At 50.8% G+C, this 15,286-nt stretch carries 14 protein-coding genes; 4 read left to right on the top strand and 10 right to left on the bottom strand.

Going from position 1 to position 15,286, the window contains the following annotated elements; translation table 11 throughout:
- Nucleotides 1–9 precede the first annotated feature (9 nt).
- From gspG to gspC, 5 genes are read right to left on the bottom strand one after another with little or no spacing between them, the layout of a single operon-like run.
- Complete coding sequence (gene gspG, locus D9T21_RS05260) at nt 10–447, bottom strand: type II secretion system major pseudopilin GspG (protein ID WP_105933058.1); 438 nt, start codon at nt 445–447, stop codon at nt 10–12.
- Nucleotides 447–1,670 (bottom strand): type II secretion system inner membrane protein GspF, encoded by a 1,224-nt coding sequence (gene gspF, locus D9T21_RS05265; RefSeq protein WP_123324045.1) that lies wholly within the window; start codon nt 1,668–1,670, stop codon nt 447–449. The genes gspG and gspF overlap by 1 nt, the downstream gene beginning before the upstream one ends.
- Nucleotides 1,670–3,229, bottom strand: coding sequence for a type II secretion system ATPase GspE (gspE, locus tag D9T21_RS05270; protein ID WP_123324046.1), 1,560 nt, complete (start codon nt 3,227–3,229; stop codon nt 1,670–1,672). The genes gspF and gspE overlap by 1 nt, the downstream gene beginning before the upstream one ends.
- Nucleotides 3,226–5,286 carry a type II secretion system secretin GspD gene (gspD, locus tag D9T21_RS05275; RefSeq protein ID WP_123324047.1) on the bottom strand — a complete coding sequence of 687 codons (2,061 nt, stop codon included), beginning with the start codon at nt 5,284–5,286 and terminating at the stop codon, nt 3,226–3,228. The genes gspE and gspD overlap by 4 nt, the downstream gene beginning before the upstream one ends.
- A 34-nt stretch (nt 5,287–5,320) precedes the next feature.
- Complete coding sequence (gene gspC / locus D9T21_RS05280; protein WP_123324048.1) at nt 5,321–6,289, bottom strand: type II secretion system protein GspC; 969 nt, start codon at nt 6,287–6,289, stop codon at nt 5,321–5,323.
- Nucleotides 6,290–6,428: 139 nt separating this feature from the next.
- Here gspC and hslR point away from each other — a divergent pair, with 139 nt between their 5' ends.
- The 4 genes from hslR (at nt 6,429) to D9T21_RS05300 (ending at nt 9,372) form a co-directional block, all read left to right on the top strand.
- On the top strand, nt 6,429–6,827 hold the full coding sequence (hslR, locus tag D9T21_RS05285) for a ribosome-associated heat shock protein Hsp15 (protein WP_123324049.1): 399 nt from the start codon (nt 6,429–6,431) through the stop codon (nt 6,825–6,827).
- A 27-nt stretch (nt 6,828–6,854) separates the two neighbouring features.
- On the top strand, nt 6,855–7,754 hold the full coding sequence (gene hslO / locus D9T21_RS05290) for an Hsp33 family molecular chaperone HslO (RefSeq protein WP_123324050.1): 900 nt from the start codon (nt 6,855–6,857) through the stop codon (nt 7,752–7,754).
- 11 nt (nt 7,755–7,765) lie between these two features.
- Complete coding sequence (locus D9T21_RS05295) at nt 7,766–8,008, top strand: hypothetical protein (RefSeq protein WP_123324051.1); 243 nt, start codon at nt 7,766–7,768, stop codon at nt 8,006–8,008.
- Nucleotides 8,009–8,196: 188 nt separating this feature from the next.
- On the top strand, nt 8,197–9,372 hold the full coding sequence (locus D9T21_RS05300) for an MFS transporter (protein WP_123324052.1): 1,176 nt from the start codon (nt 8,197–8,199) through the stop codon (nt 9,370–9,372).
- Nucleotides 9,373–9,380: 8 nt separating this feature from the next.
- Here D9T21_RS05300 and envZ read toward each other — a convergent pair whose 3' ends face one another.
- From envZ to D9T21_RS05325, 5 genes are all read right to left on the bottom strand, one after another.
- Entirely contained in the window at nt 9,381–10,721 is a 1,341-nt protein-coding gene (envZ, locus tag D9T21_RS05305) for a two-component system sensor histidine kinase EnvZ (RefSeq protein WP_123324053.1), read from the bottom strand.
- An 8-nt stretch (nt 10,722–10,729) separates the two neighbouring features.
- The gene (gene ompR / locus D9T21_RS05310; RefSeq protein ID WP_123324054.1) at nt 10,730–11,455 is read right to left on the bottom strand and encodes an osmolarity response regulator transcription factor OmpR; all 726 of its coding nucleotides are present in this window, start codon (nt 11,453–11,455) and stop codon (nt 10,730–10,732) included.
- Nucleotides 11,456–11,572: 117 nt separating this feature from the next.
- Entirely contained in the window at nt 11,573–12,829 is a 1,257-nt protein-coding gene (gene nhaD, locus D9T21_RS05315; protein ID WP_123324055.1) for a sodium:proton antiporter NhaD, read from the bottom strand.
- Between the two features lie 330 nt (nt 12,830–13,159).
- The gene (locus D9T21_RS05320; RefSeq protein WP_105933070.1) at nt 13,160–14,056 is read right to left on the bottom strand and encodes a phosphoribulokinase; all 897 of its coding nucleotides are present in this window, start codon (nt 14,054–14,056) and stop codon (nt 13,160–13,162) included.
- Nucleotides 14,057–14,164: 108 nt separating this feature from the next.
- A complete protein-coding gene (locus D9T21_RS05325; protein WP_123324056.1) occupies nt 14,165–15,178 on the bottom strand; it encodes an ion transporter in 1,014 nt (337 codons plus the stop codon).
- Nucleotides 15,179–15,286: the final 108 nt, after the last annotated feature.

Genomic DNA, 15,286 nt, shown 5'->3' on the forward strand with positions numbered 1-15,286 from the left:
CGTAATGCCTTAATTCAGGTAGTCGTTGATGTTCCAGTTACCAATATCGTCATCAGTGCCGGGTTCACCATCCGGGCCATTAGAAAAGATATCAATGGTGCCCATTTCTCCCGGGCTGATAAGCACGTAAGGATTACCCCATGGATCGTCCGGTAAACGCTTGATGTAACCATCTGCAGGATAATTACGCGGAATAGGGTCCAGAGTCGGCGCACTTACCAGGGCATCAAGCCCTTGTTCGGTGGTAGGAAAACGGTTGCTTTTAAGCTTGTACATTTCCAGCGCACTTTCCAGTTGCTGAATATCCACGGCCGCTTTTTTAAGCTGTGCTTCTTCCTGATTGCCCAGGATTTGTGGAGCGACCATCGAAGCGAGGATACCAATGATCAGCAGCACCACCATGATTTCAATTAAGCTGAATCCCGACTGTCGTTTAAGCATTTTCATTACACATTCACCATATTATTTAATGCCAGAATTGGTTGGATAATGGCCATGACGATAAATAACACCACGCCAGCCATCGTTACAATGAGCAAAGGTTCAAACACCTTTAGTGAGACACTGATTAGCGACTCAAATTCCCTGTCCTGATTATCGGCAGCCCTGCCAAGCATTTGTTGTAGCTCACCTGAGCGCTCACCCGAGGCAATCATATGCATCATCATCGGCGGAAATATCCGGGTATTATCCAGTGCGGCTCGCAGGCTGGACCCTTCTTTTACGTGCACTGCCGCTTCGGCAATACGTTCTTTAATATACAGGTTTTGCAGTACATCGGTTGAAATACGCATGGACTCAAGCAGTGGCACGGCACTGGCGGTAAGAATACTTAAGGTTCTGGCAAAGCGCGCGGTGTTAAGCCCTCTGGAAACTTTGCCAATCATGGGCACCTTCAGCAGAACCCGATGATAGCGCAGACGTATAGCGGGCTTCTGAATAAGACGTTGAAACATAATGACAAGCAGCATGATAACGACCAGCAAATACAGCCCGTAATTTTGCATCCACTCACTGATGGCGATAAGCACCGTGGTGATGGTGGGCAGGTCCTGACCCATATGATCAAACTGCCCGACGATTTTGGGGACCACTACGGTAAGTAACACCACCACAATCATCATAGCGAAAAACATCATAATGGCAGGATAAATTAAGGCCTGAATCACCTGGCTGCGGGTTTGCTGGCGACGTTCGGTGTAGTCGGCCAGGCGGTTTAACACCGTATCCAGATGCCCTGACTTTTCGCCGGCGGCGACCATAGCGCGGTATAAATCATCAAATACGCTGGGAAATTCGCTGAGTGCGTCGGCCAGAGTGTAACCTTCAACCACGCGGCTGCGAACCGCCATCATCATATTTTTATGGCGCGGCTTTTCACTTTGCTCGGCAACGGCCAGTAGCGCTTCCTCAATGGGTAACGCTGATTCAACCAGGGTGGCAAGCTGACGGGTAAGCAGTGATAAATCACTGGCGGAGATTCGCGGACGAAACAGCTGAAACCCTGAAGGTGTCTGCTTAGCGCTTTTTTCGGCGACCTGCTCCACTTCCAGTGGCACCATGCCTTTTTCGCGCAGTTGCTGGCGGATTTGCCGGGCGTTATCGCCCTCCAGAACGCCACTTTTATTGCGCCCGTTGGCGGCAATGGCTTTGTATGCAAAAGCGGCCATTAATCCTCCCGGGTAACCCGCAGCACTTCTTCCAGCGACGTTTGTCCGCTGAGTACTTTATGGCAACCGTCTTCACGAATACTCGGCGTGGTCTGGCGAATATATTTTTCGATAGCCTGCTCACCCTTGCCTTCATGCATCATGGTGCGTACCGCTTCATCAACAATAAGCAGTTCATGAATACCAGTACGGCCACGATAGCCGGTTTGATTACAGGCCGCACACCCTTTTGGAGAATAGATCACTACATCGGCAGCATCATTGATGCCCAGTATCTGCGCTTCCTGCTCGCCGGGTGAATGCGGTGTTTTGCATTCCGGGCACAGTGTACGGACCAGGCGTTGTGACAGCACGGCCAGTAAACTGGAGGACAGCAGAAACGGTTCGACCCCCATATCTTCGAGGCGGGTTATAGCACCGGCTGCGGTATTGGTGTGCAGGGTCGATAACACCAGGTGGCCGGTTAAACTGGCCTGGACGGCAATCTGGCCGGTTTCGATATCTCGAATTTCCCCCACCATGACCACATCCGGATCCTGACGCAGAATGGCGCGCAGGCCCCGGGCAAAGGTCATTTCTACCCGCGGGTTCACCTGGGTCTGACCAATCCCCTGCAAATCAAATTCGATGGGGTCTTCCACCGTCATGATGTTACGGTCTTTGGAATTAATTTCGCTGAGGCCGGCGTAGAGCGTGGTGCTTTTACCAGAGCCGGTTGGCCCGGTGACCAGAATAATACCGTGCGGTTTACGAATTAAGGTAGAGAAGTGATCGCGGTTAACCTGGGTCATACCCAAATCAGTTAAATTTAACCGGGCATTATTTTTGTCGAGCAAACGCAGCACTACCCGCTCGCCATGGCTGGAAGGCAAGGTAGATACCCGCACGTCAACCGCGCGACCGGCAATACGCAGCGTGATACGGCCATCCTGGGGTACGCGTTTCTCAGCGATATCCAGTTTCGCCATGACCTTGATCCGAGAAACCAGCATGGAAGACAGTTTGCGGTTTGGGCGCAGAATTTCGCGCAGTACGCCATCCACCCGGAATCGCACTACTAACTGATTTTCAAAGGTCTCAATATGGATATCCGACGCGCCTTCTTTAATGGCTTCGCCGAGCATGGCATTAATGAGTTTAATAATGGGCGCGTCGTCTTCGCTGTCGAGCAGATCTTCGGTGTCCGGCAGTTCTTCAGCGAGAGAGAATAAGTCACTCTCGTTACCCAGATCTTCCATTAACTGCTTGGCTGCCGATGAATCCCGCTGATACGCCTGGGTTAGCAGGGGCTCAAACTGGTCTTGCGGGAGCTCCTTAAGTACCAGTGCTCCGGCATGATAACGACGGACTTCGCTGAAGATTTCCAATGGCGTGTCGCTGGTGTGATAGAGCAACGCGGGCTCCTGATTGAGCTCCAGCAGTACCTTATGCCGCTTGGCAAAGCCAAAGGGCAACTGCTGATCGTCTACCGCTTCTTCCGGTAACAGCTCTTCTGCCGATTCAGCAGCCACACTGGCTACTGATTCGGTAAGTTCGGGCTGCCTGGTTTCGGTGCTCATTCGTTGCCATCCTGGGCTTTTTGCTGAGCTTCTTCCTCTTCGCGACGCTTCAGGTAATCTTCATAGGTAGGCGGCAGCGCCAGACTGTCGTCCCACTTTGGCAATACCGGTGTTTCGGTACGAGGCATCAACGCAACCCCACGCGACTGACGCTCAAGCTGCTCAGCACGGATATAATTGTATTTACGCTTGCTGATTTCATTCATGGTGACGCCGTCACGAATGATTTTGGGGCGTAAAAATACCATCAGGTTGGTTTTGCGCTTGCTGCTGCTGGTAGATTTAAACAGGTGGCCAAGAATCGGAATGTCACCCAGTAACGGTACCTTGGACTCACTTTCCTGAATATCTTCGTCAATCAGACCACCCAGCACGATGGTGCCGCCGTCATCCACGATAACCGTGGTTTTGATTTGACGTTTGTTAATTGAAATATCCACCGAAGTGGCACCGGATACGCTCGAGACTTCTTGCTCGATGGTTAGCTGAATGGCGTTACCTTCGTTGATTTGCGGGGTAACCTGCAGCTTAATACCCACTTCCTGACGATCGACGGTCTGGAACGGGTTAGAGTTGTTGTCGCCGGTAGTCTGGCCGGTGATCACCGGTACTTCCTGACCCACAATAAAGAATGCCTCTTCGTTATCCATGGTGGTTAAATGCGGGGTCGCCAGAACGTTTGAGTTGGTATCGTTACTAACGGCCTGCACCACTGCGCCCCAGCCATTTTCCACAATCCCGGCGATCAAACCGTTAGCACCGCCAAGCAGGTTGGCGAGGGTGGTGAAATCGCCCTGGGTGGTATCCTGAGTTGTTACTACCTCACCGTTTGCGGTGACATAGGTTGACTGAGTTGTCTGATCTTCTGCCTGACGCAAGGCTACACCCAGCGCGCCTACCGGTACCACGCCGTTATTAAACTGCGTACCGCCTCCGGCTTCTGACACAAATTGCATGCCCAGAGACGTACCGTCGCCTTCGTACATTTCAACAATAATGGCTTCAACCTGTACCTGAGCACGGCGAATATCCAGCTGGCGAATCACCTCTTCTAGTGAGCGCATCATATCCGGCTCTGCGGTGATCACCAGTGCATTGGAGTCTTCGTGTGAATCGATACTGACATTACGATTAGAGGAAGTACGTCTGGCATTGCCGGCGCCGGCGGTTTCTTCTGCCTGTATACTGTCACTTACGCCCTGCAACACTTTCACCAGATCTTCGGCTTTGGCGTAATTGAGGAAAATAACCCGGGTATTGCCGTTGGTTTCGAGTTCCTGGTCCATGCGCTGTACCAGGTTAATCAGGCGTTTGCGGGCTTTGGAGTCGCCGCTTACGATAATGCTGTTGGTGCGGTCATCGGCTACTACGCGGGGTTCACTTTTACCGCCCGCAGCTTGCTTACCCTGGGATTTGTTGATGCTTTCAATGATGCGCACCATTTCTGAGGCTGAGGCAAATTGCAGCTTCACAATGTCGACTTCTTCGTCACCGGCGCGGTCAACCCGTTCAATGATTTCAACCAGACGGTTTACTACGGCTGCACGGCCGGTCAGCATCATTACATTCGACGGGTCGTGGCTCACCACGTTACCACCACCGGCCTGATCGTTGAGCTGGCGTAAAATCGGTGCAAGCTGACGTACTGGCACGTTATACACCGGGATTACGCGGGTGATCATTTCGTCGCCGTCGAGATTCGCGTTTTCCACCACCGGAATATTGGAGGTTTTGGCGTCTTTGGAGCGGACTACCTTTAAAATACCGTTGGGCATTTCAACCACGGCAAAATCGTACACCTGCAGCACGTTTAAGAAGAACTGATAATACTGTTCCTCATTCAGCATGTCGTAGCTGATGACGCTGATTTTGCCTCTTACATTGGGGTCTACAATGATGGTTTTTTGCAGATTTTTACCAACAATCGTAATAAATTCGTTGATATCCGTATCCTGAAATTTGGGCATACGATCGATTGCCGCTGCCTGCACACATAATAGTGTGGTGCAGATTGCTACGCTCATTCGGGTCAACCAGGTTCGACCAACTCGCCTCATGTTTTATTCCTGTTTAGTATTTTACTTGCTTAAATTATTGCTCTGGCATGTCCAGATACAGTGTAATGTACTCGCCTTCGCGGGCCACCGTCAGCTCGATGGACTGCGCTGTTCTTAATTCGCCCATGGCATCTCTGGCCTGAGCCGGATCGGTTAAGTCCAATCCGTTTATCTGGATCACAATATCGCCGTTTTGTAACCCCACCGACTCAAACAAGCTGGGGTTCTTACCCGGCTTCACTTTATAGCCGGCCATCTGGCCGCCTTCGAGTGCCGGGGTCACGGTAATAAAATCAATAAAGCTGGATGGGCTCTCACGCAGCGTCTCGGTGGCTGCCACGGCTTCGTCACTTAACTCGCGAGCCGGCTGCGGACTGTTATCAATTCTGCCCATGGTCGTACTGTTCTGACTATTGCCGCGGGTAATTCTGCCGGTCGCCGCTGATTGTTGTGCAGCGCGGCGCTTGGTAAAATCCAGACCATCGAGCATCAGGGTTTCGTGACGGCCGCCATTTTTAATAATCACGCGGTCGGTATGAACCTGAGAAAGCGTAGCATTGGTACCGTCAATTTTTTCGCCAATGGCGTAGGTGGCTTGTTTACCGCGGTTTTCTATGATGGCGGTACCTTGATCTTCAGCGCTGGTTGATACGACACCGGAGAGCACCAGATTAAGCTGGGTTTCCGGTGCATCGGTAATGGTTTCCTGTACCGGTGGTGGTGCGGCTTTATTTACTTCGCCAAATAAATTCAGGCGTTGTATTTGATTAATATCGACCCCACGTTGGGAGTTTGACGACGTACCTGTGGGGCGGGCTCCAGCAGTGTTAAGCCCTGATAAACTGGCATTGTTGCCTGGCTCGGGGATCAGTTTCCAGGTGATTTCAGCAGCGAAAGCGATGAGATACAGGCACAATAACACCACCACCGCGAGTCGAATGCGTGGTTGGTGGGCGCTAAAAAAGGCCGGTAAATTTTGTAAGCTGGTGTGATTTAATATCATCTGAAAACAACTAATTGGTGAACAAATAACCGCGAAAAAACGTTCCCATCATAGCCTAGTCTGCGCGGGGGCAACAACATTAATCCGATCAGGTTAAAATTATATTACAGTTTAGTAATTAAACGCATGAGAAAAACCAATGGCTAATGATGCAACCAATGAACTAAAGGTCCGGCTGGACAAATGGCTCTGGGCAGCGAGGTTAACCAAAACCCGTGCACTGGCAAGAGACCTGATTCAGGCCGGAAAAGTTCACTACAACGGGCAAAAAAGCAAGCCGGGTAAAATTGTTGAGCCCGGCGCGGCCATTCGGGTGCCCGCCGGCTGGGATGTAAAAGAGCTCATAATTCAGGACGTTTCTGAAAAACGCCTGCCGGCGAAAGACGCTCAGCTATTATATGAAGAGACGCCGGAAAGCATCGCTAAAAGGGAAGAGAATCAGGCCGCCCGAAAATCGCAAAGCTTTCATAATCCGCGACCGGAAAGCCGCCCCGACAAAAAGCAGCGTCGCGAACTTATTAAATTTAAACATCAGTGATAACACTGATGAAAGACAGGAAAAACCATGAATCAGTTTGATCAGTTACATCGTTATTTATTCACTGATGCCAGCGTGCGCGGTGAATTGGTTAGATTGCAGGACACTTTAAAGCCAATCGTACATAGCACCGACTACCCGCTGGCGATACAGCAACTGCTGGCCGAGATGGCCGCAGCTGCCAGTTTGTTAACCGCTACCCTCAAATTTGAGGGCGAAGTGGGGTTACAAATTCAAAGTCAGGGTAAAGTGCGTTATGCCGTGGTCAATGCCACCCACGAACAGACATTACGGGGCGTGGCACGCTGGGACGAGGAAGCCGATTTATCGACTGCCAGCTTTGCCGATCTGGTGGCTAACGCTGTGCTGGTTATTACCATTACGCCTACCGAAGGAGAGCGTTATCAGGGCGTTGTAGCGCTTGATAAAGGCTCGTTGGCCGGCTGTATTGAAGATTACTTTGAACGCTCAGAACAATTGGCAACCCGCGTGTTTATTCACACTGACTTAGCAGACAAAAACGCGCCTAAAGTGGCCGGGATGTTTTTGCAGGTAGTGCCAACCAGCAGTGAAGCCACTAACGTGACCGCTGACAGTGAATTTGAGCATCTCTGCACCTTAACTGAAACCATGACACCCGAAGAGTTGTTTGCTTTGCCTGCACAGGATGTATTGCACCGTTTGTACCATGAACAAACCGTTGAAGTGTATGCGCCGGAAGCGGTGACCTTTGCCTGTACCTGCTCACGTGAACGTAGCGCCGAAGCATTGCGCAACATCGACAAAGCCGAACTGCTGGCGATTATCAAAGAAGAAGGTTCGATTAACATGAACTGTCAGTACTGCCATACAGAGTATTGCTTTGATGAAATTGACGTGGAAGCGTTAAAGAGCGGCTATAACAGTGCACCAGAAGCCTCACAGTAAGCGGTTTATTGATGGCTGATTTTCACATTAGAGCGCTTGAGCTGGCCAGAGCCGGTGACTGGGATGGCTCTCACGATCTGGTTCAGGACTATAACGATGAATTTTCCTGCCTGATCCACGGCTACCTGCACCGGGTTGAGGGGGATGAGTTTAATGCCCGTTATTGGTATACCCGGGCTGGCACTACAATGCCGGCGAATTCACTGGAACAAGAGTTGGCGCGCCTGGAAAGCCTGGTGCGCGGCAACGGCTAGCCGAGCGTAGTTAACCCTTTTCTCATACTTTCTTTTGCATGCGGCGGTGATTACCAGATTTGTTAAGTACATTAACGAAATCACTCGCTGCATACGAATTCTTGTTGATGTGCCCACAGTTTCGATGTTATTGCTAGCGTAGCCGGCTCGTCCCTGAGAGCCGGACTGATGCGTCTTACGGAGAAACAATGAATCGAACCCTGGCCACCACCGTAATATTCAGCGGCTTTTTTCTGCTCGGCATCCTGTTGCTGATGTGGGGGATCCTGTTGCCTCGAATGGCGGCAGAGCTGACTATGAGCAGTTTTGTCAGCGGAGCATTGTTTACGTTGTTTTCACTGGGCATGATGATGGGCGCGATTATTGGTGGCAAATATGCGTCGCGATTTGAGTTCTTGCCGTTGTTTGCCGGTTTGTCGCTGGTGAATGCCCTGTTCATCGTTATCGCCGGCTTAATGCCAAACTGGCTGGGATTGCTGGTGATTGTGTTTATTGTTGGCGTACTGAGTTCCTGTAAAATTACCATTGGTCATACCGTTATCGCTCAGCTTTATGTGGAAAAGCGCTTTGCCATGATGGGCATTATGGACTTTATGTTTAGCCTGGGCACGCTGGTGGCGTCTTTCTATGTGTCGCTTATCTTCTTGTGGCAGGCTAACTGGCGCTTGCCGCTGCACTTTCTGGCCGGTTTGTGGGTTATTCTGGCGCTGTTTACTTTTCTAAGTGTGCGCAATGCCAATGCAAAATTACCGGTTGAGAAACAGCAGGAGTCGGCGCCTAAACAAACCCTGGCGTTTGCCACTATCGTGCGTCAGCCGGTGTTTTTATTGTTGGCGGTTGCCAGTTTTGGCTATGGAGCGGTGGAATTTGGTACGGTTAACTGGTTTGTGAGTTACGCACAGCAGGGCCTGGGCTTTGATGGTGATGCCGCCCGCTTGCTGCTAGCTGGTTTTACCGGTGGAATGGCGTTGAGTCGTTTGACCTTTGCGTATTTTTTGCGCTGGTTTAGCGTGCACCGGTTAATGGTGGTGTTGGTCACCATGCTTCTGGCCGGTGCCATTATTGCCAAGCTGGGCGATACCTTTATGCCGATAATGCTGGGTAACTTCCTGTTAGGTCTGGGACTTGGCGGGCTCTTTCCGTTAATCCTCTCTGCCGCCATGAATATCGACAGCGAAAAAGGCCCGCTGTTATCAGGAATAACCATTCTAGGGAATGCCATGGGGGTGCAACTGGTGTCGCTTGGTACCGGTGCCTGGGCCGGGATCGCTTCTATTGAAGTGGCTTACTGGGCTGTGCCGATGGCGGCGGTGCTACTCTGGAGTGCCACCTGGTTTTACAGCCGCATTATTAAGCGAGGCTAGGCCGTATATTACAGCCCCTCGCTGGGCAGCCAGAACTCAGCAATCAGACCTTCTTCGGGGTGATTGCGCAGGTTAATCTGCCCGCCATGCATCTCGATAATACGCTTGGTGATGGCCAGTCCTAGTCCTGAACCACCGGAATTGCGCGCTGAGTCGCCCTGAGAGAATGGGCGGAAGACGTTTTCCAGACTATCCTCAGGAATGCCCTGACCAAAGTCCCGAACTTTACAGACCACCCGGTTTTGCTTCTTGTCAAAATAGGTGGTGATTTCTATATGGTTACTGCCGTAGCGGAAGGCGTTTTCAATCAGATTATCCAGCACCCGTTTGAGGGCGACTTTACGCAATGGAATATTCGGCAGTGGGTTGAGCTCCAGGTGAATGGACTGACGGTCTTCCGCGGAAGGATTAAACTGCTGATTGGTATTACGAGCATCGGTTAATTCGGTAATTAACGGGTTCAGGTTGGCAATGGTCTGACGTTCTTGCTGCTCCTGCCGGGCGTACTCGATGAACTGATCAATAATCGCATTCATGTCTTCGATATCGCTGACGATGCCTTCTTTCACCCAATCCTGATCCTCGGGCAGCATTTCGGTGGCCAGGCGAATACGGGTAAGTGGGGTGCGCAGGTCATGGGATATCCCCGCCGTCATTACCATGCGATCATGCTCTAACTGCTTTATCCCCTGGTTCATGCGGTTAAACGCTTTGGTTACCTCAATCATTTCGCTGGTGCCATCTTCTTTCAGCGGCGGCGGGAACTGCCCCCGGCCCACTTTGATTGCGGCGCGTTGCAGTGCGCTCAATGGCCGGTTGAGGCGAAATACAAACAGCCAGCCACCACCCACACTTAAAATACCAATCAGCAACAAATACAGGGTTAACGGGAAGATATTGGCTTCACTTAAGCCGTACACCGGCACGCGGATCCAATTGTCTGGCAGGCTGGCGATTTTGATCCAGACATAATAGGGCGTGGATTGCTGATCAAGCTGGGGCGCACTAATGCGTACTTCGGCTTTTTCGTCCAGCTGCTCGGTAACCTGGGCAGACATAAACTGATAAAAGGTAGCCTGCCCCAGTCTGGCAGCCTTGGCCTCGGTATCAGTAAAAATGCGAATGCCGGTTTGTGCTTTTAAGGTACGCAGGTACTCCGGGTCGTCGAGTTCGTCCACGTGGGTTTTGAGTGTGGCAGTCTGAGTGGCAATCAGGCTGTTAATTTGCTCGTAACTGGGCCGGATAAAATACATGGTGACCGACAGGTAAGAGACTACCTGATTGATCAACAACAAAACGCCAATCAGCAGTACGGTTTGGCCAAAGGCGCTTTTAGGGAGTAATCGCACTGGTTAAGTTACTGGGCAACCGCGCCGTCCGGCACGAACACATATCCTAAACCCCATACCGTCTGGATGTAACGTGGATTGGCCGGATCTTCCTCCAGCATGCGGCGCAGGCGTGATACCTGAACGTCGATGCTGCGTTCCAGGGCGCTATAGTCACGGCCCCTGGCCAGATTCATCAGCTTATCGCGGGACAACGGCTCTCGGGGGTGAGTAACCAGTGATTTTAATACCGCAAATTCGCCGCTGGTGAGTGACAGGGATTTGCCGTCGTCGGTCATCTCGCGGGTAGCCAGGTTTAACCGGTAAGTGCCAAACTCGACAATTTGCTCTTCCATAGATGGCGCGCCGGGAGCCTCATGTGTCTGACGACGCAGCACAGCTTTCGCCCGGGCAAGCAACTCCCGCGGATTAAATGGCTTTGGCAGGTAGTCGTCGGCGCCCATTTCCAGCCCGATAATGCGGTCTACCTCATCGCCTTTAGCGGTTAACATAATAATTGGCATCTTGCTTTCTGCCTGACGCATACGGCGGCAGATAGACAGGCCATCCTCACCGGGCAGCATCAGATCAAGGACCATCAAATGAAAGTTTTCACGTTCTAACAGGCGGTCCATCTGCTCGGCATTCGCCGCGCTTCTTACCTGAAAGCCCTGCTCCACCAGGTAGCGCTCAAGCAAGCTACGTAACCGCATATCGTCATCGACGACTAATATTTTTGATGTTTCCTGACCCATTTCTGCCTCACTGACAACCGCGTTCCGGTATCACTATAACCCTAAGTGATACCGGACAAAAGTGCTCAAATGTTTCGAACCGGCACGGATTGTTACAAAGCGTGTCAGGCGTGTAATTCAGGCAACGCCGGGCATGATATGCGTGGCCACTCCATAAACCAGCGCGTAGCCCACGGAATAGGCAATAAGCAACAGCAAAAAGTACTTGCCGTAACGGGCAAAACTCAGGCCTTTAACCTTACTCATGGTCACGATGCCGGCTGCCGAGCCAATGATGAGCAGTGAACCGCCTACGCCTACAGCATAAGTCAGTAACATCCATTCACTCACTGACATGCCAATATTGGCCTTAAGCAGAGCCGCCGTTAGCGGTACGTTATCGATTAAGGCCGAGGTTGCGCCCATCACATAATTTGCAATCAGCGGCGGGAAGACCTGGTACAGGTAAAGAAGCGAGTGTAAGGCTTCGATATGTTCCAGCATACCCACTAACAGCAGCACACCCAGGAAGAACAGCAAGGTATCAAACTCTATGTAGCGGATGTAATCCATAATGGGGTCCTGATCGTCATCTTCGCCCATGTGGTTGGCTACCAGAAACATAATTGCCATACCTGCGAGAAAGGTCAGCATTGGTGGAATGGCATACAACACGTTAAGGATCAGCGTTGAGATAATGGTGGTTAAGAAAATACCGGCGATCACGTAGTCGATAGTGTTGGTGGCATAGGTCGTTTTACGAATTTTTACCTTACCGGTCATGCCGATGCTTAGTAATCCGGTGAGTACCATTACGGCCAGGAACGATGGCACCAGCAGCCAGAATAACTGGGTAATGGTGACTTTCTTCTGCATAAAGATCATCAAAGTGGTGACATCACCGGTAATCAGCGATACGCCGCCGGAATTGACCGCGAAAACTACCAGTACCGCAAAGCGCATGGTTTGATTAAACGGCAGTCCCAGTGATAGCACCATGGCGATAGACACCAGCGTAGCGGTAATGTTATCTGCCAGCGAGGAGAAGCAAAAACTGAACAGCGCGGTTATCAACATCAGTTTTTTGAGTGAAATGTTGGTTGGCATCACCAGGTTCAGCATATTGGCAATGAGTCCCTTACGGTTGAGGTAAGCCACAAAGGTCATGGCGGCCACCAGGAATAACCAGAGGGTGGAGATCTCAGTAATGTTATGCAGTAAGCCTTCGTTAACCGCGTCGGTAGAGGCTGGGCTGTCGGCAGAGATAAACAGGATCATCCAGGCCAGCGTGCCAAAAAACAGGGTGATCTTTGCCTTGTTGATATGCAGGACTTCTTCGAACATCACGCCAAGCAAGGCCAGGGCGGCCAAGGTAATAAGAATGGTATCTATCATGAGGGGGGATTCCGCAATTTCAGTGGCCGTATTTTACGGCGAAGCCCTCGCCAGTAAAGGGCTAAGCGGTGAATCAGCGGTGTCAGGCGTTAATAGTTAGTATTCATTTTGGTTATAAAATACTTTGGTCTTACAACTAAAGCGCGAGGTAATTACACCATTAATTACTCCAATGGCAAATGGTTGGACGCTATGAGGGCATCTACGCTCAGAAGGATATAGCGTTTGAATTCGCCAATTATACTCCCGCCCTGAAGGGTGAGCGGGCTCTGGTTTACAATCATCGGGTTAATTGCTTGGGACGAAACAGACTGTTTCGCCGCTTCCAGGTTATTGCACCCAGTCCATTTGATAGCCGCGGCTTTTCTTGCGCTTCATCAGATCTTCAATTAGTGGCGTCAGAATAAGCTCCATGGCCAGGCCCATCTTACCGCCCGGCACCACCAGTGTGTTGATGCGTGACATAAAGGAGCCGTCGATCATTTGCAGCAGATAAGGAAAGTCGACGTTTTTCATTTCACGGCGGAAACGCACCACCACGAAGCTTTCATCCTGAGTGGGTATTTCACGGGCGCTGAACGGGTTTGAGGTATCTACCGTTGGCACACGCTGAAAGTTAATATGGGTACGGGAAAACTGTGGCGTAATATAATGGAAGTAATCGTCCAGACCACGCACAATGCTGCTCATCACTGCTTCCCGGGAATGGCCCCGGTCAGTGGTATCGCGCACGATCTTTTGAATCCACTCCAGGTTAACAATAGGCACCATGCCGACCAGTAAATCTACATACTGAGACACGTCGATGTCTTCGGTTTTTACGCCGCCATGTAACCCTTCGTAAAACAATAAATCCGTATCGTTAGGTAATTCCTGCCAGGGTGTAAAGGTGCCTGGCATCTGATTAAATGGCACGGCATCATCGAAGGTATGCAAATACTGACGAAACCGGCCTGTACCATCTTCTGCATACTGGCTGAATAAGGTTTCGAGCAACGAGAAATCATTGGCTTTCGGCCCGAAGTAGCTGATGTGGCGCCCCTGCTCCTGTGCTTTTCGAATTTCTACTTCCATTTCCGGACGGGTAAAACGGTGAAAGCTGTCACCGCCAACATACGCCGCATCGATTTTGAGATTACGAAAGATATGCCGAATCGCATTGGTGGTGGTTGTGGTGCCAGAACCAGATGAACCGGTAATAGCAATAATGGGATGTTTTACCGACATGCGCACTCTTTTTGGGCTGAAGGAGATCCGAAATGTCAGACTCTTAGTTGGTCTGTGTCAGATACTCAATAAGATAATCCCTATTTATAAGCTTGTGAGCGCCAATAATCAACCCTGATGCGAATCGGTGGACTGCCCGGAAGGGAGTGATTTTCCGCAGTGAGGGCAGTACTGATAGGGGCTTGCGTGTTGATTTTGCTGATTATATTCCTGTGCAATGTCGATCAATAAATTAGCCTGATCGTCGTCGAGCCCGAGGGTTTCCCGCAACTGATTCAATCGTGATAATTCATGTGGCGACAGGCTGCCATCGGCGATGACTTCCATTACATGCTTACGAAAGGTATCGCGCCGCAGGCGTAATTGCTCGGATAAACGGGAAGCCAGAATACCGGCTGGTAAAGCAAATATCCCAACCCCTAAAATAGTTATCGCACCGCTGAATATCTTACCCAGTGGCGTAATGGGCGTTACGTCGCCGTAGCCTACAGTGGTCAGCGTATTGATTGCCCACCAGAGTGCGGCCGGAATGCTGCCAAAGGCTTCTGGTTGGGCGCGTTGTTCTATGTAGTACATACCGGTGGCGGCGAGCACCATTACGATAACCAAAACCGATACCGCGGCTGCCAGTACACGTAGCTCTTTGCGAATAACGGTGTACAGCAGATTAACTGAACGGGAGTAACGACCAAGTTTTATCAGCCGGGTAAGCCGCAATAACCGTAAAATACGCAAATCAAAGGCAATGAACATGCTAAGGTAAAAGGGCAGTATCGCAGCTAGATCCACCAGTGCCATGGGCGTAAACATATAGCGTAAACGTTGCTGCCAGGATTTGCGGTATGGCGCCTGGCGATAGCTGACGGTTTGCGGAGCACTGGTGGCGCTCCATACCCGGGCTAAATACTCCAGGGTAAACACCACAACCGAAAAGATCTCAAATGCATACAGTTGAGGGTGCCATTGCCGGTGCAGTGACTCGACCGTTGATGCCATAACCGCCACAGTATTGAGCAGGATAAGGACAATCAGGAACAGGTCGAATGCCCGGCTAAGGTGATCGCCTTTACGATGGGGCTCAAGAATATGATAGATACGGTTGCGAATTGGCTGGTAGCTCATGGATACTCCTCAGTACTCCTGTTTTACTCTACCCGCTAGCAATTATGTTGAGCAAGTCTGGCCGTGGAAAAGGCTTGAGCTATCACAATTTTTGGGTATTTAGCGAAA

The sequence above is a fragment of the Marisediminitalea oceani genome (genome assembly GCF_003731635.1).
GTDB classification, from domain to species: domain Bacteria; phylum Pseudomonadota; class Gammaproteobacteria; order Enterobacterales; family Alteromonadaceae; genus Alteromonas; species Alteromonas oceani.